The sequence below is a fragment of the Ochrobactrum vermis genome, assembly GCF_002975205.1.
Lineage (GTDB): Bacteria > Pseudomonadota > Alphaproteobacteria > Rhizobiales > Rhizobiaceae > Brucella > Brucella vermis.
This window is the reverse complement of record NZ_PCOC01000001.1, coordinates 732,846-758,692: the sequence shown is the minus strand read 5'-3', so window position 1 is coordinate 758,692 and position 25,847 is coordinate 732,846. Positions and strand designations below refer to the sequence as shown.

The window sequence follows — 25,847 nt, the reverse complement described above, 5'->3', positions numbered from 1 at the left end:
AGCTCACTTATCTTGTGTTCCGAGAATTATTTCATTAGTTGTACGTCTCATAAAAAGGGGGGCGTGCAATGATCGTCGTTGGGGAAACGAAGATCGACACGGGCGACAAGTTTGCGCCGATAGTCGACTACAACTTAAAGTACACATCCAGCAAAAGTCCGAACCACCGAGTTGTCGAACAGTTTTCGGTGGCGGAGTTGACGGGGAAATATATCAACATCCTGTGGGATGACGGGTCACACAAGTATAATGTGAAGTCGTTTCTCGGTGAAATTGACGAGATTCTGAAAAGCATCCGCTTTTCAGGCTTCGATCAGGAAATGCTCGACTCCGTTATCGGTTCGCTTCGTGAGCGTGGCAACAGCAATGCAACCATCAATAGAAAGATGGCTGCACTGAGCAAGCTACTGCGAAAGGCGCAAAAGATGGGAGATGTCTTCAATCTACCGGAATTCATCCGGCAGAAGGAGCGAGTCGGACGCATTCGATTCCTTGAGTATGAGGAAGAAAAGCGCCTGTTCGCCGCGATCAAGTCGCGCTGTGAGGATAGCTACCGGCTTTCCTTGTTTCTTGTCGACACAGGCTGCCGTCTCGGCGAAGCAATCGGTGTTACCTGGAACGATATTCAAGATCAGCGCGTTACATTCTGGCTGACCAAATCGAATCGTAGCCGCACTGTTCCCCTCACCCGCCGTGCGCACAAAGCAGCGCATATCTCTCATGAGAAGCTCAAAGGCCCCTTCTCCATGCTCAATCAGGTCCGGTTTCGCCAGATCTGGAATGACGCAAAGATGGAAGTTGGGCTCGGTACGGATGATCAGGTCGTTCCGCATATTCTACGTCATACTTGCGCGTCACGTCTGGTCCGTGGTGGGATCGACATTCGTCGTGTTCAGATGTGGCTGGGGCACCAAACACTCCAGATGACCATGCGTTACGCCCATTTGGCGACACATGATCTCGATTCATGCGTGAAAGTGCTCGAAGTCCACTAAACGACTTCGGCACTTCTATATTTAGGTTTGATGACCAACCACTCGTAGCGTGGCTGTGGTACTGGTGTTTTGCTAATGTTGAGAACAAAGCCCCGTCATACCATCGTCGATGAGGCTACTGTTTTTGCTCGATTGATGGGTTGCAAACCTAATCGAATAATTACGTTATTCGACAAACATAGAGTCATTGCGATGGCATCCGCGAACACAAGTTGCTATGCCTGTCGGAACGGGACAGGCGTAGACGGCTGACGGAAGTTTCCAGCCCATCGGCTCGTCCACACTATAATGGACTAAGAATCGACTGGAAATCACCATGAGATCGCCCCGCCTCACACCGCTCGTCGTAGGCTTACCTTCTACCGTTCCTTTTACCGGTCCCGAAACGTTGGAACTGCAGCGCGGAAACCCATTCAAGGCGCGAATCGGCGCGAATGAGAGTAGTTTCGGACCAGCACCGTCCGTCCTTGAAGCCATTCGGACCGAAGCCGGCGAAATATGGAAATATGGCGACCCAGAAAATTACGAATTGCGGCACGCCATTGCAGCGCATCATGGTTTAAAGCCAGAGAATATCATGCCCGGAGCAGGTGTGGATGCTTTGCTCGGCCTGGTGGTCAGGCAGTATGTTCAGGAAGGTGAGAGCGTCATCAACTCGCTGGGCGGCTATCCGACTTTCAACTACCACGTTAGCGGCTATGGCGGGCGGTTGGTCACTGTTCCCTATATCGACGACAAATCAGACCTCGACGGCCTGCTTGATGCGGCACGCAAAGAGGATGCCGCAATTTTGTACCTCGCTAACCCGGATAATCCAATGGGAACTTGGCACGACGGTTCGGAGATCCAGTCTTTTATCGAGCGCGTTCCCGAGACCACAATGCTTGTTCTGGATGAAGCCTATTGTGAAACCGGACCTGCTTCCGCGTTCCCGCCTTTCGAAACCGACCGTCCGAATATTCTTCGGATGCGTACCTTCTCCAAGGCCTATGGCTTGGCGGGCATTCGGTGCGGTTATGTCGTCGGCAGCGCCGAAGCCATCAAGTCGTTCGACAAGATTCGCGATCATTTTGCGGTGAACCGTCTTGCGCAGGCAGCTGCTATTGCGGCCCTAAAGGACCAGGCCTATCTACGCGACGTGGTCGCTAGAATAATTGCCGGGAGAGACCGCATTGTCGCAATCGCCAAGGCAAATGGCCTTACGACCATCCCATCTGCCACGAATTTTGTTGCCATCGATTGCGGTGAGGACGGAACTTTCGCCACGGCAGTTCTCAACGGGCTGATCGCGCGTGACATCTTTGTGCGCAAACCCGGCGCGCCGCTTCTGGATCGTTGCATTCGCGTTAGTGTCGGCATCGAAGAGCAGCTCGATCTTTTTGAAGCAGCCCTTCCTGCCGCTTTGGAGGAAGCCCGGAAACACGCAGATACTCGCGAAACTGCTTGAACGGTGGAGCCCCATATGCTGACTCGATCCGATAATCGGCCTCACAACATTCTTTTCAGCACACTTGCCGGGCTATGTGGTGCCCTTGCAATCGCTGCTTATGCGGGCGCGGCCCATGGCGGGGACAATCATCTGGGCAACATTGCTCCGCTTCTTCTCGGCCATGCGCCCGCATTTCTGGTGTTGTCGCTCATCGTACCGGGCAGCCGTACCGCTTATCTGGGCGGGGTATTGCTTGTTATCGGCCTCGCCTTGTTCTGCGGTGACCTCTTCATTCGTGACATGATGGACGAACGAATGTTTCCGATGGCTGCACCGACCGGCGGATCGTTGATGATTCTCGGTTGGTTTGTCGTTGCAACGACGGGCTGGTTTTCAAGAACCAAATAAAAGGGGCCGAAAGGCCCCTTCTCTTTAGGTTTGTCCTGATCAGATCAGGAATTACCTTTCAGGCGTGCATTGCAGAGGCTGTAGTAACCGCCGCCCTTTTGTATCCACTTCAAACCACCTAGTGCATTGGCATCTTTCAGCGCATAATACTGCTCTAGGCAGGTGTGCATCCGAGCCTTGCCAGCTGATTCATTCGAAAACTTTGCAGAAACTGCCGTTGGAAATTTGACGCCTCTGGGCGCTGCAACCGTTGGGGCCGCTGGCTCACTGTTACCGTCAGTGCTGAACGCAACTGGATCCGCACCCGGTCCGCATTCAGCCTTGCGGAAATCGTTCCATTTTGCAACATTGTCAGAACCGGTGTCTTTTGCCGCCTGATACTTGGCGCTGCACTGCTTCATCGTTAAACCCTTGGCGCTGTCATCCGCAGCGCTTTTCGCCGTCTTCTTAGCTGGAGAAGCTGGCGCAGGAGCTGTGGCGGTATTTGCACCGCATTGCGCCTTGCGGAAATCGTTCCACTTCATGTTGCCAAGCGTTCCTGCATCTTTAGCAGCTTGATATTTTGCGCTACATTCCTTCATTGTCAGGCCCTTGGCGCTGTCATCTGCTGCAGGGGTGGCTGCACTCTTGGCTGTTTTTTTGGCTGGAGCTGCCGGTGCTACGGCGGCATCTGCGCCGTCTCCACATTGCGCCTTGCGGAAATCGTTCCATTTCATGTCGCCAAGCGTGCCAGCATCTTTGGCAGACTGATATTTTGCGCTACATTCTTTCATCGTCAGGGCATTGGCAGGCGATGAAAAGGTAAATGCAGCAGCGCTCATGATGATGGCTGTGCCGGCCATAGCTGTGATGGTTCGAATAGACATCTTGTCACTCCCTATCGAATGCAGCCTTTTGATCGCTCGGCATGCTTTTGCACCTCGCGATCTTGCTAATATAGAAGAACGGTAGATGTCATTGTTGCTCTATCCCGTTCCGTTTATACGCCAACATTGCGCTTCACAAAGTTGACTGTCAATCATTTGGTCAATATTACCTTCAGATCCAATACAAATTTTCTAACGGGCTTTCTTTGCTCGTTATGATCATGCAGGTGCCATGAAGTAAAATTATAATACTTCCTGCCTCATGTTCGATTTTTATTCGAAAAGAGTTAAAATCCAGGGTGATATCGGTGATAAAACGGATCATGATCATTGGCGGCGCCGGTTCAGGTAAATCAAGCCTCGCACGTACGCTTGGCGGCATTACCGGCTTACCGGTCGTTCATATAGATACCCTCTATTGGCACCCCGGCTGGACGATGCGCCCGCGAGACGAGATCGGTCGTCTCACCAACGAAGCGGCAAATCAGGACACATGGATATTCGAGGGCAATCATAGCGAAACTATGAATTATCGGGTCTCACGGGCAGACATGCTGATTTTTCTCGATATATCCACCGCACGTCGTTTGTGGCGCGTCCTGAAAAGAACAGCAACGTATTACCGACACTCACGTCCGGACATGGCGGAAGGATGCGTGGAACGTTTCGATTGGGACTTCTTGAAATGGGTAGCAGGCTATTACAAAGACGGCCGCATTCGCGCATTGGCGTTTCTGGAAAAGGCGCCTTCAAATCTGGCGAAGCACCACTTGCGCAGTCCGCATGACGTGAAACGCTTCCTCACGCGGATGAGACGCGAAACAAACCAAAACAATCAGCCTTCCCAATTGCGGTAAATCCACAAAGCCGACCGTGAAATAACAATATTGCAAGCCGCGCGAAATGTCGTAACCGATGCTATATTTGACCGTCTCCCAAGACTTTGACGCCGCGTGCTATGGTCCAACCATCTACACAGCGCGAATGCATGACATGCCGGAATTCTTTCCGGCGCTCGTAATCTTTTTGCCGGATTGCCGGCTCCTCGCTGTTCTGGAGTTTCCATTTGGCCGATATCATTGATAACGCCGCCCCGCTCATCGATGTGTCTAAACCCGCCATATTCGACCGTCATCGTCTCTATGAAGATGTGATAGCGATGCTGATCGGCACGTCCTTCATCGCGCTCGGCATCACGCTTTATAGCCAGGCCACGCTGATGACCGGCAGCACCGCTGGTGTCGCCCTTCTCATCCAATATGCGACGGGCACGGAATTCGGATTGCTCTATTTTCTGATCAATCTGCCATTTTATTATTTTTCCGTGCGTCGAATGGGCTGGGCTTTCACCATCAGAACCTTCGTCGCCGTGGCGATGATGTCGGGTTTTGCGCGTCTGACGCCTCTGAGCCTGGATTTCTCGAGTGTCAATCCGCTTTTCGCCGCCCTCATGGGCGGCACCTTGATGGGCATGGGTGTACTCGCACTCTTCCGTCATCGCTCCGGGGTCGGCGGCGTCAACATATTGGCGCTCTATCTGCAGGACGCCTATGGAATAAGAGCAGGCTGGTTTCAGCTCGGTCTCGATGTCCTGATCATGCTGGCGTCACTGTTCTTTATCCCTTGGGAGAATATGGTGCTTTCCCTGGTCGGTGCGATTGCCATGAACCTTATCATCGCAATTAATCACAAGCCCGGTCGATATCTCGGTATAAGCTGAAAAGACAAAAGCCGCCTCGCAGGCGGCTTTTTACATAAACGGAGGTCTCGTCAATCAATGGGCGGTCATCCATTCGCGCGCGCCGCGCAGGGCTGATGCAAGCTCGCCTTTGCTCATTGTCGCTGCCACCTGATTGCGCATGCGGGCCGCCTTCTCGCTACCGCGAATGGCGGCAATGTTCAGCCATTTGTGAGCTTCCACCACATCGATCTCGCAATCACGACCGATGGCAAATTTCATGCCCATTTCCAGAAGAATGCGATCCTGTGCTACTGCGCTGTGCGTATTCGTAAAGCTCTGAAATTGTGCCATTTTCTTTGTCCCTGTTAAATCCCGAGAACCGTCCGGTCTTTGTTCTCAAAGCTTGGTTTTCTTGCTTCGAAACTGCCGTCTCTGTCGTTCCGTTCATGCTCTCAAATCTACGGGAAAGGGTTGAAATGCGCGTTAAGCCAGATGCTTAACGAGCAACCAACAAAATCCGAACAAGGGGTAAACTTGGGATTTTGTTAAACATGCAAGTACTGCTGATTGCTGGATTTTCGCAAAAATTGGATTCAAATCCGCACCAGCGAGCGAAACCAGTTGCTAACTATAGACAACATTCGAATGTGAGCTGGTGTGTAAAAAGGCAGCGTTTCAAGTGCCATAGGAGTCTCAACTATCCTCTTCCGCTCCGCGAAAAACTGTATTACGTTTACGTTTGCGTAAACTTGGCAGGTAGTCGAGGAGGCTTCTGTCTTAAACTGGAAAACGCATCACAGCGGTTTCAACGCGGTGCCCGGAGAACCGGAATTGCAGCGATTTGGGAGGAAAGAATGATCCGCACACTTATTCTTGGAATGACGCTTGTAGCCACCTTTGGCGCGCCTGCCCTTGCCGAGGAAGGAATTCTCGGCACGTGGAAGCGACCGAACGGCACGATCATTAGCTACACGTCCTGCGGCGCCAACAAATTCTGCGGTACCGTGCAGACTGGCGAATACAAGGGCAAATCAATCGGCACGATGTCGGGCACCGGCGGCAGCTACAAGGGTGAGGTCAACAAGCTCGATGAAGGTAAGACCTACACCGGAAAGGCCAGCGTCAAGGGCAACACGCTTTCGCTTTCAGGTTGTGTGATGGGCGGCTTGATCTGCAAGAGCGAGAGTTTAGCACGCCAGTAATATTCGGTAATATGCGAAATCCAAAAGGGCGGCGTTGAGGCCGCCCTTTCTTCTTGTCAGATATTCAACGCGCCTTCTGGCCGAAAAGAATTTTCTGGGCATCCTTGTCGGTTGCCAGATTGGATTTTTCTCGCTCTTCTTTCCCGACGAGTAAACCGCGCTGTACCGCCGGACGAGCATTCATCGTCTCGTGCCAGCGCTTCAAATTCGGGAAGTCATCCAGGTTCTGGTCATAATTCTTATAGGCGTTGATCCAGCCTATCGAAGCCATGTCAGCAATTGAATATTCGCCTGCGATGTAATCCTTGCCGTCCAACTGCTTGTTCAGGACACCATAGAGACGGTTGACCTCATTGGTATAGCGGTCGATGCCATACTGTACCTTCTCCGGCGCATAGACACGGAAATGCCCAGCCTGCCCCGACATCGGGCCCAGTCCGCCCATCTGCCACATCAGCCATTCGTCAACGGCGACGCGCTTGCGTTCATCGGTTGGGTAGAATTTGCCGAATTTTCGCCCGAGATATTGCAGGATCGCACCGGATTCGAATACCGAAATCGGTTCGCCGCCCGGCCCTTCCGGATCAATGATGGCAGGCATGCGGTTGTTCGGAGCAATCTTCAGAAAGTCCGGCTGGAACTGATCTCCCCTACCGATATTGACATATTTGACCTCGTAGGGAACGCCCAGTTCTTCCAACATAATGCTGATCTTGAAACCGTTCGGTGTCGGCCAATAATACAATTCGATAGGCTTGGTCTGTTCGGTCATAGACTCTCTCCCGTTGATGCTAAGTACCCGCGTCAGTCAAGGCATCGATGGCATCCATGCCATACCTGAGGAGCGCGTTTGCCGTCGCGCGACTGCTTACCATGGTTTTCTATCACATATCCAGAAGCAAGACTGTGACGCTGGCAGATTTACAGGACGTTCAATTTCGATACTTCCAATCAGCATGGTTTGGTATCTAAGCGCGCGTTGCTGTATATAACTTTTGGCAAGCCAGGTAGCGGTCAGCAAAATGATTTGCTCCTGAAAATAAGTAAATTTAAAGATAGCTTTATACTGTTCAAAACATCGTTTTCGACTACATTAATTAGTTCATTGCACAACGATTTTTGTACGAGTTTATGTACCGAGTATAAGAGAGGCAGAAACGGAGAGCTTACATGATTTCCTGGCCGAAGAGATTAAAATTCGGAAGTGTCACGATCGTTTTAGCGGCCTGCGCCACCGCTACCGCTTTGTCAGCCGATGCCGATGGTTATAAACTAACCGGATTCCCTGCATTGATCCTTGGCGGAGGCACAGCTACAGCCACCGTGCAATACCGCGAACCTTTCCAGAACCTCGTAAAGATTGGGTCGGTGGATGTTTCACTCGGAGCCACTTCACTTGCACAAATCCGGGAAATTCTGGGCGGTTCCACTCATATGCGGGAAGCGCTCGGGTTAAAAACTTCGTGGCTATGCTATGAAATAACTAAGGACAATCTGTCGAGGCGGATTTGGTTCATCTCGGATGGTTTTTCCAATCAAGAGGCTAAGAAAGCCATTTTGTCACTCATCGCCACGGAAGTTGCCGATGACAAGGCCCAAGATTGCTCTACCCCGAAGATTGATCTCACAGAAATTGTATTGCCCGTTCCAGCTTTAGACGATGACAGGAAAAAATTGGAAGATCGCTTTGGTGCAACAGACGCCAAGAAGTTTATACGTTATGCTAACGAACAGCGAAATTCTGAAGCCATCGTCAAGCAATCACTGGTCTACCGGCTTGATGGTGATCAGATTACAGGTGTGGGTTTCTCACAGGCTACAGCACGTTAATTCCTTTTTATTTCTACCAGGAAACCGCGTTGGAAAACGCAACGAAAGACCTGAGCGGAGCTTTGTCGGAGAGATCAGGCGGCCATAATAAATTGATGGTCTGCTCAGGTCACGTTGGTTCCACTGACATGCATCAGATTGTTCATTGTATGTCGTTATGGGCCAGCGGTGTGCCCTGCCAACCAGCATTTCGCAATCCGTCCACCAAAACAGAGGCAATGGCATCTGTTGCTTGATGTTTTTTGTATACACCAAAGGGATCCCTTGCCAGTTCCGGTGAAATCTGGGCCATCCGCTCCAAGGCACGTTTTGCGGACTCCTTTTTTCCCAGTTTTCCCTCTGCAATGGCTACAAACGACCAACTCATTGCCGAACCATCAATGCTGGATGCCAATGCAAGTCTAAGCATTTCTTCGTATTGGTTTTTCAAGTAACAATCGATCACAACGAGATGGTAATACCAACCAGGCGGACTTGCTGATTTTGCAATCGCCGACTGAAGCATGGCGACGCCCTCATCAAAGTTGCCGCGAACAGCCAGCCGCCACCCCAGTTGGGCTAATGTATCAGGATCGTTCGGATTGAGTTTGAGAGCCTCTCGTTGATAACGCTCACTAAGGGTGAAATCCCCCATGTAATGATAGATGGACCCCAGGGCTTTCAAAGCGTTAATGTTTCGGCTTTCCAGCGACAGACCATGCAAGGCTGAACGCAGGCCACGCTCGTAAGCAGCTGACTTGTCGATGTTCGGAGGCCAGCCAAAACGCCCCGCATCCATCTGCAACCACCCCAGCATTGCCCAAGCATCGGCATACCCAGGATCTCTTTCAATCGTATCCTCAAGGCATGCAAGAGCGGGTTTGAAAGCATCCAGGCTCAAGGATCTTCTATACTCATATGCCGTCATGATACATTCATAGCTCGCAGAGTTGTCGGCACTCCAATTTAGCAGTTTCATGCTCTTTCGGTTTCGGATTACTCCATATGGCTCACTTAGTGCGGATGCGGCCGATGCCGAGATATCATCCTCTATACTGAGAAATGAGCTCGCCAAGTAGTCCCGGTTATATTCACCAATCCACACAATTTGTCGGGTAGCTACATCGAGCAGCCGGGCGGTAACGCGCAACGAGGAGTTATTTTCGGTAAGCACAACCGTCCCATCCAGGAGATAATCAAGCCCAATCTCGCGCGCATTCAGAATGGGATCGGCGTCTTTACCATTATCCAGTTGCGGCGCATACAACCGAATATTGGAAAACCTATCCAGACCCTTAATTATGGCATCAGTCATACGCCTGCCGAGAGGATCCTTATCGGCTAGTGCTCCGTAGGTCGTAAATGGAAGTACTGCGATCGCCGGGCCATGAGCTATCCCGACATCGGATGATTGAAACCAGTATATACTGCCGAAAAGCAATAAACATACTGCGAGCGCCAGTCCTACCAGTACTTTCGTTCCCCCATGAAGCCCCCCCGTGGTCTGCCTGCCATCTGCCTCCCTTGGCCCGGAACGAACATCAGGTCCACTAGTAGATGTGGCCTCAGTCGCGAGCGTTGCCACATCCTCAACTACAGGTATATATTGACCTTTCGGAATTGTAATACGCAAAGGATTATTGCGTCCGGCAGATACATAATAACTATCCAGATCGTGTCTTAGTCTCCGGGCCTCCAAGCGCACAATCGGATCGGTCTGCGGATCAAACGTCTCATCGCGACCGAATACAACCGTCGCGATGGTATATCCTTTGAGAGCGCTTGCCCTTCCTGCCAGAAGTTGCTCGACAAGGTAGCTCAGCAACTGCCGTCGCCTTGGCGTTGAGCGGAAGTCTGAGCTTTCTAGTATTCGTTGCAGTTCTCGGCGAACGGCCTCTTTGTGAGGATGCGTCTGCAGTGTCGGTAAACTGTTCGCGCCAATGGGCATAAAATTTTATCCCAGCCTGCTGAATTCCGCTCTTAAGAGAAATTTCACCCCTCACACTCCTCCCATCTCGATATTGCCCGGCGATGCGTTCGAGGTTAAACCCAATAAGAACCCTCGATACTTCTTGTTACTTCGGAAACAGAAACGTAATACTACTACGCAAGCCCCAGCCGTCCGGCCCATTTTCCGGTGATTGGGCCCAATAGCGCGCGCCTACTTGCAAGCTCACGGGTTGTTCTCCAAACTTAACCAGTTTGGCTACGGTAAAGTTAATAGGTACGCTCCATTCACTATCTTCCCAATTATAAGTGCTTTCAGTGTTCAATGCAAAAGTCCACGCATCCTTGGTAGTGTAGGACACAAATGGCTGAAGGAATGTCGAGCTGACATCTGGGCGTTCACCACTACCAGCTACGGACCAAATATGATTGGCCAGAGCTCCAATCGTCCATGGCCCTTCCTGTTTTAGGATCACTGCGGTTGGACCAAGGCCAAATTTTCTACCGCCTAATAACTCGTTTGTTCCGGTGGGAAGAAGAAATGCCGGCCCTGCCCCCCATATGATCCCGTTTGCAGTTGGTTGTTTTGGCGAGAAGAAAAAACTTTGAAGTGTATCGCCCAAGCCCGCCTGATACCCGGAATCTCCAACAATGTTGTTCTGCCACACAATCGGTACGATTGTGCGCGAAATTACATTCCAGTCATCGTTTAACGAAATCGGAATTACGGGCTGTATATTCAACGTCGATTTGTAGCCATTTGCAGGACCAAATCCGCTGTCGTAGTTAAATTGCATCGGAACACTAATGAGGGAGGCAATTGGATTTGACAGCTGTTTCGCCAGATCTGAATCTTGAGCATACGCAGTGTGAAACACGCTAATTGCACTTACGAAAGCACACGCACAGAACTGATTAAACCTCATATCCACCATCCCTACTAAGATATATTTACATGTTGATTGGGCGGGACCACTCAATTGTATCTTTCATGCGGTGCTATGTTCGAGGGAATAGCTGAGTGCGATTCTTTTTCTTGGCTAAAGTCCTCTCAATAAGAATTATGCAGATAGTGTCGAACAGACCGTGCCTGAGCTATGCTATTCGTGCCAAAATCATCAGGTGCCTCGTTGTGACGGAATCTTGTTTCGCACCTTCCCGGCACTCGCTGAAACGGGTAGTTGAATATGACAGCGTGGGAGCAAGAAGGAATGCAAGTAAATCCAGAAAACCGTGACTACCACACCTACGTTCTCCGATTTTCGACAGACCTCCCCCTGGAAACAACCGATATAATAGCCGCCTTCACAAACCAATAACGGTCCAAGCAAAAATACAGCTTGAATCGCGGAAAGCCTCAATTTGCTATTTTTTCACATATAAATATAGTACTGCTTCATTTAGAACTCTCCGCGCTAAATAATCTTCAATTTTCTCAAGAAACTTGTCGATCCTGATTTCATTTTTTTCCAGACTTGATTCTTGATGACACTATTGACACGAAAAGCTGTATTTTTATTTCATATAACTTCGTCGCTTTTTGTTTCTGAGGTTGCAACCTTCACAATGCTATTTGCCAAACACACCGCATCAGATTACCGTTGCAATAATGCTGAATGCACCATGGGGAAGATTCAGTGCGTCCCCCGCTATTGCGACTAACTACAGCCATCTGCAATAATGGGTATGTGACCGATTTATCTGAACGATCACGTTACCCCTACTTCAAAACGATTGGCAATCCGTCTCGGCACTATTCAGCATTAACCGCAAGCACACTTCCATTCTGAGCGACAGTGCAGTTCGCATATTTTCCCTCAGCGCTAAGCCGTACTTCATATGTGCTTGCGTCGATTTTGCGAGAACTGACAGGAAGCGTTTTGTTTGCGTTGGTCGACAACATTCTGGATGCTTCACTCGCACATACGAGTTGCAAATCCGCAGGCGCGGTTTCCACAGCTGTTCGGGACATCTGATCAGGCGTCGGACCACTACTGACACATCCCGCAAGCGTGAACAGAAAGGGCACACTACAGACAAGCACGTTCACCGCTTTCGGAGAGCTTAAATTCACAGATGGCATTAGTTTCCTCCCTAAATACCCTTATAAAGTGCCGCGCCTTGCATCAAAACGACCACTTTTGCACCTACATTTATTCGCGAATAGAGATCTGTGACGTCATCATTGTTCATGCGAACACAGCCAGATGAAACGTCTAGGCCTATTGTCCACGGCTCCGGAGTTCCGTGGATTCGATAAATCGTATCCTGATCGCCGCTGTAGAGATAAAGAGCCCGCGCGCCCAAGGGGTTATCAGGCCCGCCCGGCATTCCCCCGGCAAACTTTACGGCATTTGGATCCCGCGCAACCATTTCCGCTGGTGGGGTCCACGTCGGCCATTCAGCCATACGACCGACCCTAACTATCCCGGCCCAGCCAAATCCTTCTCGCCCAACCCCGATTCCATAACGAACGGCCTGTCGATTGGGCTGAACTAGGTAGAGAAAATGCTGATTGCCATCGATAATGATCGTACCGGGCTCTTCTGCCGTTCTAAATGCAACCACCTGTCGGCGGAAAGCCTCGGGGACCTGTCCATTCTTTTTAAAGTATTGGTAAGCCTTCGAGCGATTGTAATCGGTCCACTGCCGGGTCGCGGGGTTATAAACCTGGGTCCCCGCAGCCCATGCAAGTCCCGCGAAACTCGCAATCCCGACACCTGCACAGAAAAGAGCTGTCAGAATTCGCTGTTTGCCAAGTGTTAAACGGGGCGGAAGTGTCTCGTTCATTGAACCCATCCCTTGATGCGATCTTTGTGTGACGCAACCCAGTTAACCGCGTAGTCGTATGGCTTCCGTTTCTCGACTTCGAGCGCATATGCCATCTGAGAAGCCTCTTCGGGAGTAAAATCAATTTTGTTCAGCACCTTGACTACATCCGGATACCGCTTTTCCAGGGAAGCTGCATAGCCTATCTGCACCTGCCCTTTTGACCACGCCGTTCTGGCAATTGATTTTGTAAACCACGCCGGATCTTCGGTTGGGAAAATGATCCTCCACTGAGACGCATCGTGCTCTGGTTCGGTCAGCCGCTGTATATCGTGCAACTCGAAAACATAATGAGGCGCATAGCAGGCAAAGACCATGGGTTGACCAATCGCTTCTGCGGCATCCACTGCGGCCATTCCAACTTCTTCGCTAGTTTCGAGCAAGTCCAGATTTTTCGAATAACCGTAGCTGTTGGCCCGGATTTTTTCGATCGGCGTCATTGACCAGGAGGAGGCTCCCACCCACATCTCTCCTTTGCCGTCCCCGTTAGTGTCCAGTTTGGCGGTTTTCTCGGGATCATTGAGATCATTAATGTCTCGAATGCCAACCGTTTCCACGGCGGCGCGCGTGGCGCAGATACCCTGCCAGGCCGGCATACTTTTTGGGCTCAATGCTATCTTCTTTTCTTCATCGACGTACTTTTTGACTAGATTGTCGAGGTTCGGCCGCCAGATTTCGGGATGCACGTCCACAGCCCCCGTCTCGAGACCAGCGAAAGCAATTAGCGTACCCATCTCCTCGACCTTGGCATCTATTCCCAGCTGATCTTTGATGACTACCTTCATGATATTTGCAGATGCCTGGCCAGACGGCCAGTTTGGCATCGCGATAACAAGATCAGCTGCAATGGATGGGATTGCCGGTAATCCCACCAGCAAAGTTGTTACGAGAAAAATCTTTCTGTTGAGATAATACATGCTTCTCCTCCTGCGCGCCCCGAAGAAGATCACCGAACCTCAAGAAAATGTCGAGAGTGAAACGGTAACAAGCTACCCTTGTTACTGTAAATTTATAAGCCTTAGCGTCGGGTGCATGGTGCTTTCCATGAAATATTTTCCCAGATCTTCCGCTTCTAGCAAAACCTGATATACAATAGATTTAGATATTCCGTGATCTGTTGATGCAGACCGGCAAATGGAGTTTGTCCGATTGTAATATAGCATCCATTCTGCTAACGATTTAATTAAATACTGGAGCATCCTGAGGATGCATTTGTAAAGAAGCTATCTCTTACAATATGTTAACCAAGACAGATATCGTGGACATCAAGCGACAGCGCGGCTTCTTTTAAGTGTTTGGCTAGGCAACTCGCCAAACAGATCATGATACCATTTCGCAAATCTGCCAAGTTCGCTGACGCCCCAATTATTTGCAATGATAGTTATCGTACACGCTCGCTCCACATCACCGGCAAGATTCTGCCTAATTCTATGTAACCGGAGCCTTCGCACATAGGCTTGAGGGGTAACATCAAGAATATCGGCAAAAGCGCGACACAGCGTTCTACGGGATGTATTGGCAGCCCTCGCGATCTCATCAAGCGACATGGGATGAGAGAGATTATCGTTTATGTACGTTCTCGCACGAAGGAACACTCCATCGTATCGGTTACGGCTGGTACGGCGAAGAAGATCGATCGGAGGACGTCCCAGATGTTGGATAATCGCGCTCAGAAGTTCGCGTGTTGCGCCATCACCATTCCAAGCACCCGAATGGATCAGATCGAATATGTCCCTCAAGTGCGCGAGCACATGAGGGGCCATTTTGCGGGCATGAATTCCGGTTCCTCCAAGCGTTGTTCGATCGAGAACGATGTCCTCCTCGGCAGCGAAATCTTCCAGCAGGTCGAGAGAGAGCGAAGCAACAGCGTAAATAGACCCCTCACTATATAATGCATCATGTTCGTCGCCGGCGTGAAATACGCCTAGTTCACCAGTCTCTACTTCGAGCAGCCATTGCCGATTGCCCGGTGGCAAGCTGAGCCCCAACCCGATGCTTACTACATCACACGACAGAGGCCCTTGCAAAGCGACCCTTCCCCCAATCCTGCCTGTTGAACATATAACGCCGTCAACTTCGGCATAGGCCAGGCTCCCAGCATTAAATTTGCTTGAATGCTGGGTTACCGTAAGATTAGCATGTCGAACAGCTTCACTAAGATCGTCGATCTGCGCAATCGGTACACGATTGAAGATCCCTCCGTCATTGCTCGAACCTGTTTCACGCGAAATCATTTCAGGCTCCTCCCCTGCGCGAGATAATCGATCTCAATAACTTCTAAATTAATATTAGTGCAGAAATTTCCAAAAATAAATATTTTTTAAACATATTATAAATTTTGCACATTAATTTAAGTAACAATCTATAATTGCATTTCAATAATACTTTAATATATTCATTGCACTTATTTGAAAAATTCATTCCTTACTGAAACTCCTCCAATTGGTGACCAGACCCAACTGAGATGCGCCTATTGCGATCCTAGGGTCTCGCAGCAATTGCCTTGAGCATCAACTCCTGGGCTTCTTCTTCAATGTCGCGACACAAGCTTCGAAATTCTTCCGCTCTTTTCTCATCGTCCCGCCAGCATTCAAACGCATTTTTTGCTGATACGTAGTCGTCACAGAGCATCCGAAATTCCAGGGATTTCCAGTATAATGATCGAATTACTGTCTCGTGATCTGGAAACCGTTGGATGATCACATTCAGGTTCAACACGATCACAACCTCACGGATACGATTTCACTCAAACAACATTGCGTAATAATTGCGTTTTACGCTAGGTTCGCACAGGTACGAACACGTTCATTATTGCCAAATCGTCGAAACTACTTGCGTTGATCCGTTATCGTTATACCTTCAGCTATGAAGATGGGTTCCCTGCCTGCCGGATAAAGATAGCAGGGGAAATGCCGGAGACACCGCTCAAATCAGAACCGCCCAACGAAACATTGGATATTGCGAAGATGAACAATACAGCCAGAATATGCGCACTTGTCATCACGAGCGCAACACTTCTTACTACTGGTTACCATGCGGCTGCAGCAGATCTTGGTCCGGCAATCATACCCGAACAGAAGCCTGTGGAGGACGGCTGGAAGATATCTGTAACACCGTATTTTTGGGTTGCCGGTTTGTCTGGGGACGTGGGAAGTTTTGGTCTTCCCTCTGTGCATCTCGATGCATCGTTCGGCGATGTGTGGGACAATCTCGACTTTGCTGCAATGATCGCGGGGGAAGCGCGGCGGGGACCATACAGTATTTTTGGAGATATCATCTACTCTGATCTTTCGGGCACCAGCGCAACGCCACGCGGTGTTGTTGCGACGGATGCAACCGTCGACAGTAGGACGTTCGCCGGGTTGCTTGGAGCAGGATATACCGTTTTGGGTGACGAGTTCAGCCATCTCGATCTCGTTGGTGGCCTGAGAGTCTGGTCAGCAAAAACTGAAGTGTCCTTCAGCGGCGGCCTGCTTGACGGGCGGGAAGTCAGTGACAGTGCAACCTGGGTGGACGCGATGGCAGGCGTGAGAGGTGTTTATTCCTTCACACCAAATGTTTTCCTGACAGGTTGGGGCCTTGTAGGTGCCGGCGGCGCTGATGTCGATTGGGATGTTGCGGCGGCTCTTGGCTATCGGTTCAATGAAACTGTTTCGGCAACGCTTGGTTATCGCGCGCTGGGCGTCGATTATAGCAATGACGGCTTCGAATTCGACGTAGTAGAAAAAGGACCTATATTGGGACTGACCGTAAAGTTCTGATCAGCGCATACCGACCACGTCGAATTAATCATCAACCGATGAGGATACTCCTCACGGATGGGAGGGTAAGATGAATGGTAGATCCGCGGTTCCCAGTAACAATCTGAAACGCATCTCGCTCCTGCTGGCGACCACTACATTTCTCGCGCTATCCGCTGATGGAGCCTCAGCCCAACAGCCCGCAGCAATTCCAACTGCCTCTACGACAGATTCCCAGGTAACGAGCAAAGCTGCACTGAGTGACCAGGAGATGCAAATTCTTGTCGCACGTATTGCGCTTTATCCAGATGAGCTCGTTGCGCTCATAACGTCAGCGTCGCTTTATCCTTTGCAAGTCGTGGAAGCTGCACGTTTTCTGGATACCGTCAAAACCAATTCTTCTTTAAAACCAAAGGAAGAATGGGACGGTAGCGTGATATCACTGCTGAATTATCCCCAGATCGTCAAAATGATGAGCGACGACCTTGAATGGACGCAGGCAATCGGCAACGCAGTCGCCAGCCAGCAGAAAGACATGCTTGTTGCTATACAAACGCTCAGGGACAAAGCCGTTGCAGATGGCGTCATTAAGAGCGACGACAAAGTACAGGTTACAAAAGAAAATAATAATGTGGTCATCAAGTCCGCTGACCCTCAGAAAATTTACGTTCCTCAGTATGAGCCACAGATGCTCTATGAGTCCGGTTACGCCGTAGCACCTGTATCTTACTATCCCGATCCTTATCCCAATTATTATTACCCGACGGCAACGTATTTTGCCGGATTTGTGACAGGAGCCGTGTTTGCGGCAGCGGTTGACTGGGATGATTGGGGCGTCTGGGGAGGACGCTATGATGGAGCCGATATTGATATCGACTGCAATCACTGCATGAACAACATCGACCTTAACGGCCGGGTTAATTTCAATGATGTCGACTGGAAGGACGTAGACCGTAGCAAGCTCAGCTTCGATCACAGCCAATTCTCGAAGATCGACAGCAAGAACATCCGAACTCGCCTGGAAAAAACTGGGGGCGATAATATCAGAAACCGGGCCCAGTCACTGAAAACCGATAAGATCGGGGCGAGACAGAACAAGATCAGCACCTCGACTATCAAGGACGTAAGAGCAAACAAGGTACAAGGCACCCGTAAAGCTGCCAACATACAGTCTCAAGTCAAGAAGCGACCATCGAAAGCTGCGCAAAGCCATAACGGCCCCGCTCATACTGTGAAGCATAGCATGGCTGGCAAACATGATGTTCGGCCGAAACGCCCTTCGGGCCTTGGAGAGGTCCGCCCCAGAGCCTCTGCCCACATGAGCTCACAACGTGGTGGCCGTGCGATGGGTGGGGGTCACCAGTTTGAACGCAGATCTATGGGAGGCGGCCATGCCCGCATGCCGCATGGACATCGACGTTAACCGGTGGAGGTAAAGACCATGAAGTGGGATATTCGTTACACCGCAGTGCTATCCTTCGCATCTGGCTTCACGGCGCTCGCCTTGCTGATGGGATCTGCCCTAGCGGCAGACAATGATGATCTTGCCAGATTGATTTCTGATAAAGCGCCACCAGAGTTCACTACCGCAGACGAAGCAATGGTGGGCTTCAAGGAAGCCGTTCAGTCCGACAACTTGGAACAAATTGCTGATATTTTGGGCTTGAAGCCGGATGTACTCAAGGAATCTGAGAGTATTTCCGATACCCTTGCTCTGATCAAGGACGGTATCTCTCGGCGCATAGGGCTTGAGACGCAAGGTGACTTTTACGTCATTGATGTCGGTGAGATCATGTGGCCATTCCCGTTTCCCGTCGCAAAAAAAGAAGATGGGAAGTTTGCATTTGATCCAGTGCTGGGGATCGAGGAAATCATCAACCGGCGTGTCGGTGAAAACGAAATTCAGACCATCGAAACCATGCGCTCTTATATCGATGCACAGGAAGAGTATGCCAATGCCGATCATGACGGCGATGGTGTGCTGGAATACGCACAGAAGATCGTCAGCAGTCCTGGCGAAAAAGACGGACTGCTCTGGCCCGATGTCGACGGCAACGATCCTAGCCCTGCATCCCCCTCGCTCGATTTTTCGCAACTCGATCAATCAAAACAGAACCGGTACTTTGGCTATCGATATAAAGTTCTGACCCGACAGGGCGAAAATATTGCAGGCGGTGCCTTTGATTATATCATAAATGGCAACATGATTGCTGGCTACGCACTCGTTGCCTGGCCCGCAAGATACGGTGAGACCGGTGTCAATACATTCGTGATCAATCGTAATGGCATCGTCTATCAGGCTGATCTAGGCGCGGAAACGGACAAGATCGCGCCATCGATTAGGCAATTCAATCCCGGCGACCGCTGGTCGATCGCGGAAAACTGATCCATGCCAGCACCTATTGACGTTGGCCGGCAATCCAGAGACGGTCCGGGTTTGGAGAAAGCCCCGCGCCTCGATTTTCATTCGGCCCACGGAGGTATTTTTTTCGAGCTTCAGCGCAGATTGCACCTCCTGCATGAAAACGCGCTGAGGACGGGCTGGCGAGCACTGGTGTTCGTGGCGCTTGCATGGGGAGGTCTTCTTGTGCTTGTGCTGCCAACATTTTTCTCGGACAAGCCCATGATCAGGAGTTTCCTTTCCGATCCCGGCCCATCAGCACGCTTCATAGTCGGAATCGCGGCATTCATCTTTTCCGAGAAATACGTCGACGCAGGTCTAAGAGCCTGAATCATAATGACTGTAACGATATCAGGCTCTTGCGATACGCCGCGTAAGGAAGCGGATATTTGCGATGTAAATCCACGCTTCGGAAGAAGCGATGGTTTTCTCGAAATCTTTGGCCAGTCTGCGACACCTTCCCAGCCATGCAAATGTGCGCTCGACAACCCATCGACGCGGGAGGACTTCAGTAAGCGGTTAGCCGATGGCGTCAGACGTGAAGTTCCAAGGCATAAGGGCTTCGATTTCGGTTACAGGCCAGCCTTGAGCAATGCGGCTTAGTGTTTGGGATAGCCAGTCGAGCGGATCGACGCTGTTCATTTTGCATGTCTGGAGAAGCGTGGCCAGTGTAGCCCAGGTCCGTCCACCACCTTCGCTTCCGGCAAACAGGCTGTTTTTCCTCGTGATTGTCTGTGGTCTGATCGCACGCTCGACAATGTTGCTATCGATTTCGACCCGGCCATCGGTGAGGAAGCGCTCCAGGGCCTCGCGCCGGGTGAACGCGTAGCGGATCGCCTCGGCGGTTTTGGGTAACCGCCCGATTGTTACCGTGGAGAATATGTATTGATGCGCGCGACGATTTCTTCGTCATCGACAAAGCATTCGAGGAATTCCTGCCATTTTTCGGCTGATTTACGTGCGTCGGCCAGCATCTGTCTGAGTTCATCGATGCCGTCGTCCGTCAGGGCGCTCGTAGTCTGGTCGTCGCCGGTTACGACGGTGATGATATTGCCATAGGTCAGGTTGTCGTCATTGTAGATGATCGCTTGAAGAAGATCGACATCCTCTTCGAGCATTTCAGCGACATAGTCGAGCGTGTAAACAAATCTGACCGTGGCCATCAGGCTGCCTTTGCATGTTCAGCTGCGAGGGGCTTCCAGTTCCACGGCAGCAACTCATCGAGTCGATTGATCTTGTGGTCGTGAATCCGGTCGAGCACATCGGCCAGATAAGCTTGCGGGTTGATGCCGTTCATCTTCGCTGTTTCAATGATCGTCATGGCGCGTGCCAGAGTTTCCGCGCCGGTGTCAGCGCCTGCGAATAACCAATTCCGGCGTCCTACTCCTATTGGTCTCAGGGCCCGCTCCGCAGCGTTGTTGTCTATGGCCACGCGCCCGTCCTCCAGGAACAGGCAGAGTGACGGCCATCTGCTCAGCCCATAGCGCAAAGCTTTCGCCAGCTCGCTTTTGCCAGGAATGCGGAGCAACTGCTTTTCCGCCCATGCATGCAGTTCCTCGACCTTCGGCTTGCTGTGCTTTTGACGCGCGGCAAGCCGTACATCGGCAGGCTGCCCCATAATACCCCGTTCGATATCATACAGCACTCCGATCCGGTCGAGAGCCTCGCGCGCAATCCCGGATTTGTTTGCAGTCCAGATGTCATGAAAGTCACGCCGCCAATGCGCCCAACATGAAGCCTCCCGGAACCGGGGCTTCCCGTCCGATCCCGGCTCATATAACTTCGCATAGCCTTTGTAGCCGTCGGCCTGAAGAATGCCACTCGCCTTTTTGAGATGGCTATGAACGTGCTCTTCCTTCCAGTCGGGAGCGAAGTAATAAACAGCACCTGGTGGTGCACCACCCGCCCATGGACGCTGATCGCGGACATATGTCCAGATCCTGCCCTTCTTCACACCTTTGCCCAATCCCTTGTCGCGCAATGAGCGATCCAGCACCCGGATCGGCGTATCGTCAGCATGGAGGAGATCGCTTTTCATGATCTCGGTCTCAATGCGCTCGATCAGCGGCCGAAGCACCTGCATGGCACGACCGCACCAGTCCACCAGTGTGCTGTCAGGTATATCGGCACCCATCCGCGCGAAGATCTCGTTGAGGCGATAGAGCGGCAGGTGATCGTCGAACTTCGAGACCAGGATATAGGCCAGAAGCCCGGCACCAGCCATACTGCCGGGTATTGGGCGGCTGGGAGCAGGAACCTGCACCATCTTCTCACAGCAACGGCACGACTTCTTTGGTCGGGCGATCTCAATGACCTTCATCGTCGCTGCGACCATGTCGAGGATTTCGCTGACATCCTCTCCGACAAGGCGCAATTCTCCGCCGCAGGCAGGACAACAATGACCGGGATCCAGTTCCCGGCGTTCGCGAACGGCATTTTCCGACACACGCGGACGCCGACGCAGTGGCCGGGACTGTGAAGTTTCATCCGGAACGCAAGCCGTATCGTTTTCAAGCTCCTCGACGGGCGCGGTCTCGTGTTCGGCACTGGCAATCAACAGATCCTCCAGAGCCAGTTCCAGTTGCGCAATTTCCCGCTCGATCTTTTCAGAAGACTTGCCGAAGATCTGTTTCTTCAATCGCGCAATGCGTAGCCTCAGACCCTGGATCAGGTGATCGTGCGCTTTCAACGCCGCCGACATCTTCGCATTCTCCGCCTGCAAGGCGGTGATCATCGCCTTCAGAAAGGCTGGATCATCAGGAAGAATTGAGCTCGCATTCGACATGATCCTGACTAGCATAAATCAGGACAGGGCACCATAAAAACAAGTAGTTTCAGTAAGATAAAATCAACCGACACGTGCCGGCGGAGCACCCCAGTCCGGACGCCTCCAGTCTATTCCTTCCCATAACATCGCCAGTTGCGCTGCTGTCAGTCGAGCCGTCCCATCGGCCGCCGACGGCCAGGGGAAACGGCCTTTCTGCAGGATTTTATAGTAAAGGCAAAATCCCTGGCCATCAAAATAAAGGAGCTTCACCCGATCGCCACGTCGCCCGCGAAAGGCGAAGACTGCTCCTCCTGTCGGCTTTTGACGCAAGACATCCTGTGCCAACATTGAAAGCCCCTCAATGCCCTTCCTCATATCTGTGACGCCGCAGGCAAGGTAAACCCGAACGCCGGTGCCCGGTCCAATCATGCCTGTTCCACCACCCGGATCAGCCGCGTCAACACCGCACCTTCCACTTGGCTGTCAAAACAAAGTCGACGGCCGCAGCGCAATTGCAATTCAACCATTGAGCATGAAGCATCGACAGAACTGTTCGCCTCAGAACCGAGCGGAGCGGCAGTCATGTCAACGGGAAGAAACAAGGGCTCCGGCGAGGAAGGCAGAAGCCCCTTCCTCTTCAACTCGCTACGCCACATATAAATCTGCTGCCGCAATACATCGTGACGGAGCGCAACTTCTGTGACTGTCGCGCCATCAACCCCAACCGAATTGACTATCGCAAGCTTCTCTTCGGCTCGCCACCGACGGCGGCGTTCATGGCCCAGTATCTCCATCCGCATCGTCCACCTCAATCTCAAGACACGTCATTAACGACGTCGCTAAAGACGTGTCTTACGTCACGAGGCCTTGTTTCAACAGGCGGTAGCAATCGGGCGGTTACGGTTTTGGACTTGCCCGAGACTTTACCCAGTTCCTTTTCCCACAGGTCGAAGAGGCGGGCGACAATGGTTTCGGACTGTTCCTGACGGAACGCGGCGCGGATGTCGGCATTCTTGCCGCGAACATCATCCTCGATCTTCCACAATTTGGTCATGGCGATGACCGTATCCGTTGCAACCTGCGAGATCCCGCTGACGTGCAGATCGTAAAATTTGCGGCGCAGATGTGCCCAGCAGCCTGCGAGCTGTATCTGTTCATTGCGCCCAGCCTTGGCTTGCGCCTTGATCATGCTCGTATAGGCGCCATATCCGTCCACCTGCAGGATTCCGTTGAACCCGGCAAGATGCCGCGCCACGCACTCTGTGCCCCGACTGTCTTCAAAGCGATAGGCCACCATTGGTGGACTGCTCCCACCATAGGGGCGATCATCGCGTGCATAGGCCCAAAGCCATGCCTTGGTGGCTTTTCCCGAACCGGGAGCCAGAGTGGGCAAAGTCGTCTCATCGGCGAAGACCCTTTCACCTTCCTTGACCCGTTCCAGGATATAATCAGCGCATATCTGAAGCTCGAAGCCCAGATGCCCCATCCATTGCGCCATCAAGCTCCGGCTGATCTCGACGCCATCGCGTAAATAGATTGCCTCCTGACGGTAAAGTGGAAGGCCATCGGCGTACTTGGAAACGGCTATATAGGCGAGCAGGCGCTCTGTCGGCAAACCGCTTTCGATGATATGTGCAGGCGCAAGCGCCTGAATCACCCCATCATGGTTCCGGAATGCGTATTTGGGGCGGCGTGTCACGATAACCCGGAACTTCGGGGGCACGACGTCCAGGCGTTCCGAGCGATCCTCGCCGATCAGGACCTTTTCCAGACCCTCGCAACCAGCCGGAATCTCCGGTTCGATGACTTCCTCCATGCGTTCGAGATGAGCGGCAAAACCCTTGCGCGGACGTGATGCCCGTTTTGGCTTGTCCCTGGCCGCATCGTCAAGTTCGCTTTGGATCGCCGAGAGACCGGTTTCCACTTCCTCGAAAGCAAACGATACCTGTTCATCGCTAACATCAAGGCGTAATCGTTCGGAGCGCCGGCCGTGCTGGGTGCGCTGCAAAACCTTCATGATGGATGTCAGGTTGGCGATCCGTTCGTTGGCGCTCTTCTCTACTGCCTCCAGCCGGGCAATCTCAGCTTCAGCAGCCTTCAACCGGGCTTCTTTCGCAGCTTGCTCACGAGCCATTGCGAGCACCATAGCTTTCAGTGCGTCAACGTCATCCGGCAGATCGTGAAGCGGTAAATCCATGAGGCTGAGTAGAGCATAAAAGTGGCCGTTTTCCCAACCATTACAGCATCATGAATCATCTTGCCGCAGGTGCGGTCACCCCGTCACCAAAGGCCGTCTTGTCCTGTTTGGGCGGATCTTTTTCCAGTCCATTCCAGCCAACAAAGCCATGAGCTGGGAATGATCCAGACGTATCCTTGCCGCCGACAGGCCCGGCCAGCAAAAGCCACCATCCTCAAGCGTTTTCGAATAAAGGCAAACGCCACTTCCATCCCACCACACAATCCGGACCCGGTCGGCACGTTTTGACCGGAAGACATAAAGTGCGCCATTGAACGGGTCGAGACCGCCATCACGGACAACTGCCATCAGGGAAGCGGCTCCCTTGCGGAAGTCGACGGGCTGACAGGACACATAAACCACCACACCGCTGGAAATCATGCCTTGCGAGCCGCCCTCAGAACCTTCACCAGGTGATCCGGATCGAAGGCTGAACCGATGCGAACCACCATGTCGGCGACAACAATATCGATCGAAGCGCTACACGTCGTTTCAACACGTGCAAATCTGGCCGGACTGGCCGTTTCCGCCGTTACTGGCGAAACAACGCCAGACGCAAGCGCCTTACGACGCCATCCATAAAGCTGCGAGGGATCCAGACCTTCAGACCGTGCAACCGCCGAGACGTTGGCCCCGGGCTGCAACGACGCAGCCACAATCCGCGCCTTCTCGTCATCCGACCAGTCACGCGGCCGCCGTCGGCTTCGCACGGGTTCCGCCGTCAAAACCTCGAATGTCCGGGGCTGATTCACAGTGTCGCTCATAGGATTCTCCGCATGATTCATGCAGAAAATCGCCCATCACACCGACGAAAGATACGTGAGGTAGCCTACCCGCTTACGGACTTCAAAAGCTTCAGCGTGATCGGACCGCTTGACGATTTCCAGTGTAAACTTCCCGACCTTTTCTAACCTGCCTTTGAGCTTTGGTCCTGCGTATCCGCCGTCAGCAAAGATATGCCGCAACCATGGCCAACGTTTGAGAATGGTTTTCAAGACATCCGGCGCACCATCTCTGTCCTGAATGCCCGCCGAATGGATCACGAGACCAACCATCAAACCCAGTGTATCAACCACAATATGACGCTTGCGTCCGTTGATCTTTTTCCCAGCATCAAAGCCACGTATTCCGCCACTTTCTGTGGTTTTCACCGACTGGCTATCGATCACACCAGCTGTAGGACTAGGCTGCTTATCCGCCAACTCGCGTGCCGCCATAACAAGCGTGTTGTTGATTGCTCTCAATGTCCCTTCATCCCGCCACCGATAAAAGTATTTCTGTACCGTGGAAAACGGTGGAAAATCCGTTGGCAGAAGCCGCCAGGTGCCGCCTGAAGAAGCTATATAAAGAAGCGCGTTCACCACTTCACGCAGGTTCGTCTTTCGAGGCCGCCCAAGGTGTTTGGACGCGGGCATCAGGGGCTCAATAATCAACCATTCCGCATCCGTTAAATCACTTGCATAACGCGAAGTGCGACGGTCATACTGTCGGCGAGCGGTTTCAGTCCAGGTCATCGTGATCTCCATCGTACGTCAGA

At 51.8% G+C, this 25,847-nt stretch carries 24 protein-coding genes and 4 pseudogenes; 10 read left to right on the top strand and 18 right to left on the bottom strand.

The annotated features are described in order from the left end of the window. Positions 1–68 precede the first annotated feature (68 nt). The 3 genes from CQZ93_RS03580 to CQZ93_RS03570 all read left to right on the top strand — a co-directional run bounded on the left by CQZ93_RS03580 (position 69) and on the right by CQZ93_RS03570 (position 2,832). Complete coding sequence (locus tag CQZ93_RS03580) at positions 69–995, top strand: tyrosine-type recombinase/integrase (RefSeq protein WP_105541369.1); 927 nt, start codon at positions 69–71, stop codon at positions 993–995. Between the two features lie 316 nt (positions 996–1,311). Then, positions 1,312–2,442: a pyridoxal phosphate-dependent aminotransferase gene (locus tag CQZ93_RS03575; RefSeq protein WP_105541368.1), complete on the top strand. Its 1,131-nt coding sequence runs from the start codon at positions 1,312–1,314 to the stop codon at positions 2,440–2,442. Positions 2,443–2,460: 18 nt separating this feature from the next. Further along, positions 2,461–2,832, top strand: coding sequence for a DUF423 domain-containing protein (locus CQZ93_RS03570; protein ID WP_181153364.1), 372 nt, complete (start codon positions 2,461–2,463; stop codon positions 2,830–2,832). A 44-nt stretch (positions 2,833–2,876) separates the two neighbouring features. On the opposite strand, the gene CQZ93_RS03565 is transcribed toward CQZ93_RS03570, so the two are convergent. After that, positions 2,877–3,674 (bottom strand): antifreeze protein, encoded by a 798-nt coding sequence (locus CQZ93_RS03565; RefSeq protein WP_286151977.1) that lies wholly within the window; start codon positions 3,672–3,674, stop codon positions 2,877–2,879. Between the two features lie 332 nt (positions 3,675–4,006). Here CQZ93_RS03565 and CQZ93_RS03560 point away from each other — a divergent pair, with 332 nt between their 5' ends. Continuing rightward, positions 4,007–4,555 (top strand): P-loop NTPase family protein, encoded by a 549-nt coding sequence (locus tag CQZ93_RS03560; RefSeq protein WP_181153302.1) that lies wholly within the window; start codon positions 4,007–4,009, stop codon positions 4,553–4,555. A 209-nt stretch (positions 4,556–4,764) separates the two neighbouring features. Beyond that, entirely contained in the window at positions 4,765–5,418 is a 654-nt protein-coding gene (locus CQZ93_RS03555; protein WP_105541364.1) for a YitT family protein, read from the top strand. Positions 5,419–5,472: 54 nt separating this feature from the next. Here CQZ93_RS03555 and CQZ93_RS03550 read toward each other — a convergent pair whose 3' ends face one another. Further along, entirely contained in the window at positions 5,473–5,730 is a 258-nt protein-coding gene (locus CQZ93_RS03550) for a hypothetical protein (RefSeq protein ID WP_105541363.1), read from the bottom strand. A 503-nt stretch (positions 5,731–6,233) separates the two neighbouring features. On the opposite strand from CQZ93_RS03550, the gene CQZ93_RS03545 reads away from it, so the two are divergent. Continuing rightward, positions 6,234–6,581, top strand: a complete 348-nt coding sequence (locus CQZ93_RS03545; protein ID WP_105541362.1) for a DUF2147 domain-containing protein — start codon at positions 6,234–6,236, stop codon at positions 6,579–6,581. 64 nt (positions 6,582–6,645) lie between these two features. On the opposite strand, the gene CQZ93_RS03540 is transcribed toward CQZ93_RS03545, so the two are convergent. After that, entirely contained in the window at positions 6,646–7,353 is a 708-nt protein-coding gene (locus CQZ93_RS03540) for a glutathione binding-like protein (RefSeq protein ID WP_105541361.1), read from the bottom strand. A gap of 398 nt (positions 7,354–7,751) precedes the next feature. Here CQZ93_RS03540 and CQZ93_RS03535 point away from each other — a divergent pair, with 398 nt between their 5' ends. Next, positions 7,752–8,411: a hypothetical protein gene (locus tag CQZ93_RS03535; protein ID WP_105541360.1), complete on the top strand. Its 660-nt coding sequence runs from the start codon at positions 7,752–7,754 to the stop codon at positions 8,409–8,411. Positions 8,412–8,553: 142 nt separating this feature from the next. On the opposite strand, the gene CQZ93_RS03530 is transcribed toward CQZ93_RS03535, so the two are convergent. The 5 genes from CQZ93_RS03530 to CQZ93_RS03510 form a co-directional block, all read right to left on the bottom strand. Continuing rightward, positions 8,554–10,338, bottom strand: coding sequence for a hypothetical protein (locus CQZ93_RS03530; protein ID WP_105541359.1), 1,785 nt, complete (start codon positions 10,336–10,338; stop codon positions 8,554–8,556). 127 nt (positions 10,339–10,465) lie between these two features. After that, positions 10,466–11,263 (bottom strand): hypothetical protein, encoded by a 798-nt coding sequence (locus CQZ93_RS03525; protein WP_105541358.1) that lies wholly within the window; start codon positions 11,261–11,263, stop codon positions 10,466–10,468. 1,168 nt (positions 11,264–12,431) lie between these two features. Beyond that, complete coding sequence (locus CQZ93_RS03520; RefSeq protein ID WP_105541357.1) at positions 12,432–13,136, bottom strand: L,D-transpeptidase; 705 nt, start codon at positions 13,134–13,136, stop codon at positions 12,432–12,434. Next, positions 13,124–14,083 (bottom strand): ABC transporter substrate-binding protein, encoded by a 960-nt coding sequence (locus tag CQZ93_RS03515; protein WP_105541356.1) that lies wholly within the window; start codon positions 14,081–14,083, stop codon positions 13,124–13,126. The genes CQZ93_RS03520 and CQZ93_RS03515 overlap by 13 nt, the downstream gene beginning before the upstream one ends. Positions 14,084–14,431: 348 nt before the next feature. Continuing rightward, on the bottom strand, positions 14,432–15,400 hold the full coding sequence (locus CQZ93_RS03510) for a helix-turn-helix domain-containing protein (RefSeq protein WP_105541355.1): 969 nt from the start codon (positions 15,398–15,400) through the stop codon (positions 14,432–14,434). A gap of 732 nt (positions 15,401–16,132) precedes the next feature. Between CQZ93_RS03510 and CQZ93_RS03505 the strand changes: the two genes are divergently transcribed. From CQZ93_RS03505 to CQZ93_RS03495, 3 genes are all read left to right on the top strand, one after another. Then, the gene (locus CQZ93_RS03505) at positions 16,133–16,927 is read left to right on the top strand and encodes a hypothetical protein (RefSeq protein ID WP_422616088.1); all 795 of its coding nucleotides are present in this window, start codon (positions 16,133–16,135) and stop codon (positions 16,925–16,927) included. A gap of 70 nt (positions 16,928–16,997) precedes the next feature. Next, positions 16,998–18,329, top strand: coding sequence for a DUF3300 domain-containing protein (locus CQZ93_RS03500; RefSeq protein WP_105541354.1), 1,332 nt, complete (start codon positions 16,998–17,000; stop codon positions 18,327–18,329). An 18-nt stretch (positions 18,330–18,347) separates the two neighbouring features. Continuing rightward, positions 18,348–19,292, top strand: coding sequence for a DUF2950 family protein (locus tag CQZ93_RS03495; protein ID WP_105541353.1), 945 nt, complete (start codon positions 18,348–18,350; stop codon positions 19,290–19,292). Between the two features lie 366 nt (positions 19,293–19,658). Here CQZ93_RS03495 and CQZ93_RS03485 read toward each other — a convergent pair. The 10 genes and pseudogenes from CQZ93_RS03485 to CQZ93_RS03440 all read right to left on the bottom strand — a co-directional run. Next, positions 19,659–19,817 (bottom strand): annotated as a pseudogene (locus CQZ93_RS03485) (transposase); the annotation flags it as partial. Between the two features lie 9 nt (positions 19,818–19,826). Further along, a pseudogene (locus tag CQZ93_RS03480) lies at positions 19,827–20,156 on the bottom strand (IS66 family transposase); the annotation flags it as partial. 17 nt (positions 20,157–20,173) lie between these two features. Then, positions 20,174–20,470, bottom strand: a complete 297-nt coding sequence (locus CQZ93_RS03475) for a hypothetical protein (RefSeq protein WP_105541351.1) — start codon at positions 20,468–20,470, stop codon at positions 20,174–20,176. After that, positions 20,470–22,092 carry an IS66 family transposase gene (gene tnpC / locus CQZ93_RS03470; RefSeq protein WP_105543156.1) on the bottom strand — a complete coding sequence of 541 codons (1,623 nt, stop codon included), beginning with the start codon at positions 22,090–22,092 and terminating at the stop codon, positions 20,470–20,472. The genes CQZ93_RS03475 and tnpC (CQZ93_RS03470) overlap by 1 nt, the downstream gene beginning before the upstream one ends. Before the next feature lie 63 nt (positions 22,093–22,155). Continuing rightward, positions 22,156–22,503, bottom strand: a complete 348-nt coding sequence (gene tnpB / locus CQZ93_RS03465) for an IS66 family insertion sequence element accessory protein TnpB (protein WP_011982990.1) — start codon at positions 22,501–22,503, stop codon at positions 22,156–22,158. Then, positions 22,500–22,868, bottom strand: a complete 369-nt coding sequence (tnpA, locus tag CQZ93_RS03460) for an IS66-like element accessory protein TnpA (RefSeq protein ID WP_181153301.1) — start codon at positions 22,866–22,868, stop codon at positions 22,500–22,502. The genes tnpB (CQZ93_RS03465) and tnpA overlap by 4 nt, the downstream gene beginning before the upstream one ends. A gap of 98 nt (positions 22,869–22,966) precedes the next feature. Further along, positions 22,967–24,271, bottom strand: a pseudogene (gene tnpC / locus CQZ93_RS03455) (IS66 family transposase); the annotation flags it as partial. A 75-nt stretch (positions 24,272–24,346) separates the two neighbouring features. Continuing rightward, a complete protein-coding gene (tnpB, locus tag CQZ93_RS03450) occupies positions 24,347–24,691 on the bottom strand; it encodes an IS66 family insertion sequence element accessory protein TnpB (RefSeq protein WP_105541349.1) in 345 nt (114 codons plus the stop codon). Further along, positions 24,688–25,074, bottom strand: coding sequence for a transposase (locus CQZ93_RS03445; RefSeq protein ID WP_105541348.1), 387 nt, complete (start codon positions 25,072–25,074; stop codon positions 24,688–24,690). Before CQZ93_RS03445 ends, tnpB (CQZ93_RS03450) begins: the two co-directional genes overlap by 4 nt. Before the next feature lie 69 nt (positions 25,075–25,143). Next, positions 25,144–25,824 (bottom strand): annotated as a pseudogene (locus CQZ93_RS03440) (IS5 family transposase); the annotation flags it as partial. Between the last annotated feature and the right edge of the window lie 23 nt (positions 25,825–25,847).

Bases quoted from the DNA above. Each gene is read 5' to 3' on its own strand.
- CQZ93_RS03445 (WP_105541348.1), bottom strand. From the start codon at position 25,074: ATGAGCGACACTGTGAATCAGCCCCGGACATTCGAGGTTTTGACGGCG.
- CQZ93_RS03575 (WP_105541368.1), top strand. From the start codon at position 1,312: ATGAGATCGCCCCGCCTCACACCGCTCGTCGTAGGCTTACCTTCTACC.
- CQZ93_RS03505 (WP_422616088.1), top strand. From the start codon at position 16,133: ATGAACAATACAGCCAGAATATGCGCACTTGTCATCACGAGCGCAACA.
- CQZ93_RS03530 (WP_105541359.1), bottom strand. From the start codon at position 10,338: ATGCCCATTGGCGCGAACAGTTTACCGACACTGCAGACGCATCCTCAC.
- CQZ93_RS03565 (WP_286151977.1), bottom strand. From the start codon at position 3,674: ATGGCCGGCACAGCCATCATCATGAGCGCTGCTGCATTTACCTTTTCA.
- CQZ93_RS03550 (WP_105541363.1), bottom strand. From the start codon at position 5,730: ATGGCACAATTTCAGAGCTTTACGAATACGCACAGCGCAGTAGCACAG.
- tnpC (WP_105543156.1), bottom strand. From the start codon at position 22,092: ATGTCGAATGCGAGCTCAATTCTTCCTGATGATCCAGCCTTTCTGAAG.
- CQZ93_RS03525 (WP_105541358.1), bottom strand. From the start codon at position 11,263: ATGAGGTTTAATCAGTTCTGTGCGTGTGCTTTCGTAAGTGCAATTAGC.
- CQZ93_RS03535 (WP_105541360.1), top strand. From the start codon at position 7,752: ATGATTTCCTGGCCGAAGAGATTAAAATTCGGAAGTGTCACGATCGTT.
- CQZ93_RS03515 (WP_105541356.1), bottom strand. From the start codon at position 14,083: ATGTATTATCTCAACAGAAAGATTTTTCTCGTAACAACTTTGCTGGTG.
- tnpB (WP_011982990.1), bottom strand. From the start codon at position 22,503: ATGATTGGACCGGGCACCGGCGTTCGGGTTTACCTTGCCTGCGGCGTC.
- CQZ93_RS03475 (WP_105541351.1), bottom strand. From the start codon at position 20,470: ATGGCCACGGTCAGATTTGTTTACACGCTCGACTATGTCGCTGAAATG.
- CQZ93_RS03520 (WP_105541357.1), bottom strand. From the start codon at position 13,136: ATGGGTTCAATGAACGAGACACTTCCGCCCCGTTTAACACTTGGCAAA.
- CQZ93_RS03545 (WP_105541362.1), top strand. From the start codon at position 6,234: ATGATCCGCACACTTATTCTTGGAATGACGCTTGTAGCCACCTTTGGC.
- CQZ93_RS03500 (WP_105541354.1), top strand. From the start codon at position 16,998: ATGAATGGTAGATCCGCGGTTCCCAGTAACAATCTGAAACGCATCTCG.
- tnpB (WP_105541349.1), bottom strand. From the start codon at position 24,691: ATGATTTCCAGCGGTGTGGTGGTTTATGTGTCCTGTCAGCCCGTCGAC.
- CQZ93_RS03540 (WP_105541361.1), bottom strand. From the start codon at position 7,353: ATGACCGAACAGACCAAGCCTATCGAATTGTATTATTGGCCGACACCG.
- tnpA (WP_181153301.1), bottom strand. From the start codon at position 22,868: ATGGAGATACTGGGCCATGAACGCCGCCGTCGGTGGCGAGCCGAAGAG.
- CQZ93_RS03580 (WP_105541369.1), top strand. From the start codon at position 69: ATGATCGTCGTTGGGGAAACGAAGATCGACACGGGCGACAAGTTTGCG.
- CQZ93_RS03495 (WP_105541353.1), top strand. From the start codon at position 18,348: ATGAAGTGGGATATTCGTTACACCGCAGTGCTATCCTTCGCATCTGGC.
- CQZ93_RS03510 (WP_105541355.1), bottom strand. From the start codon at position 15,400: ATGATTTCGCGTGAAACAGGTTCGAGCAATGACGGAGGGATCTTCAAT.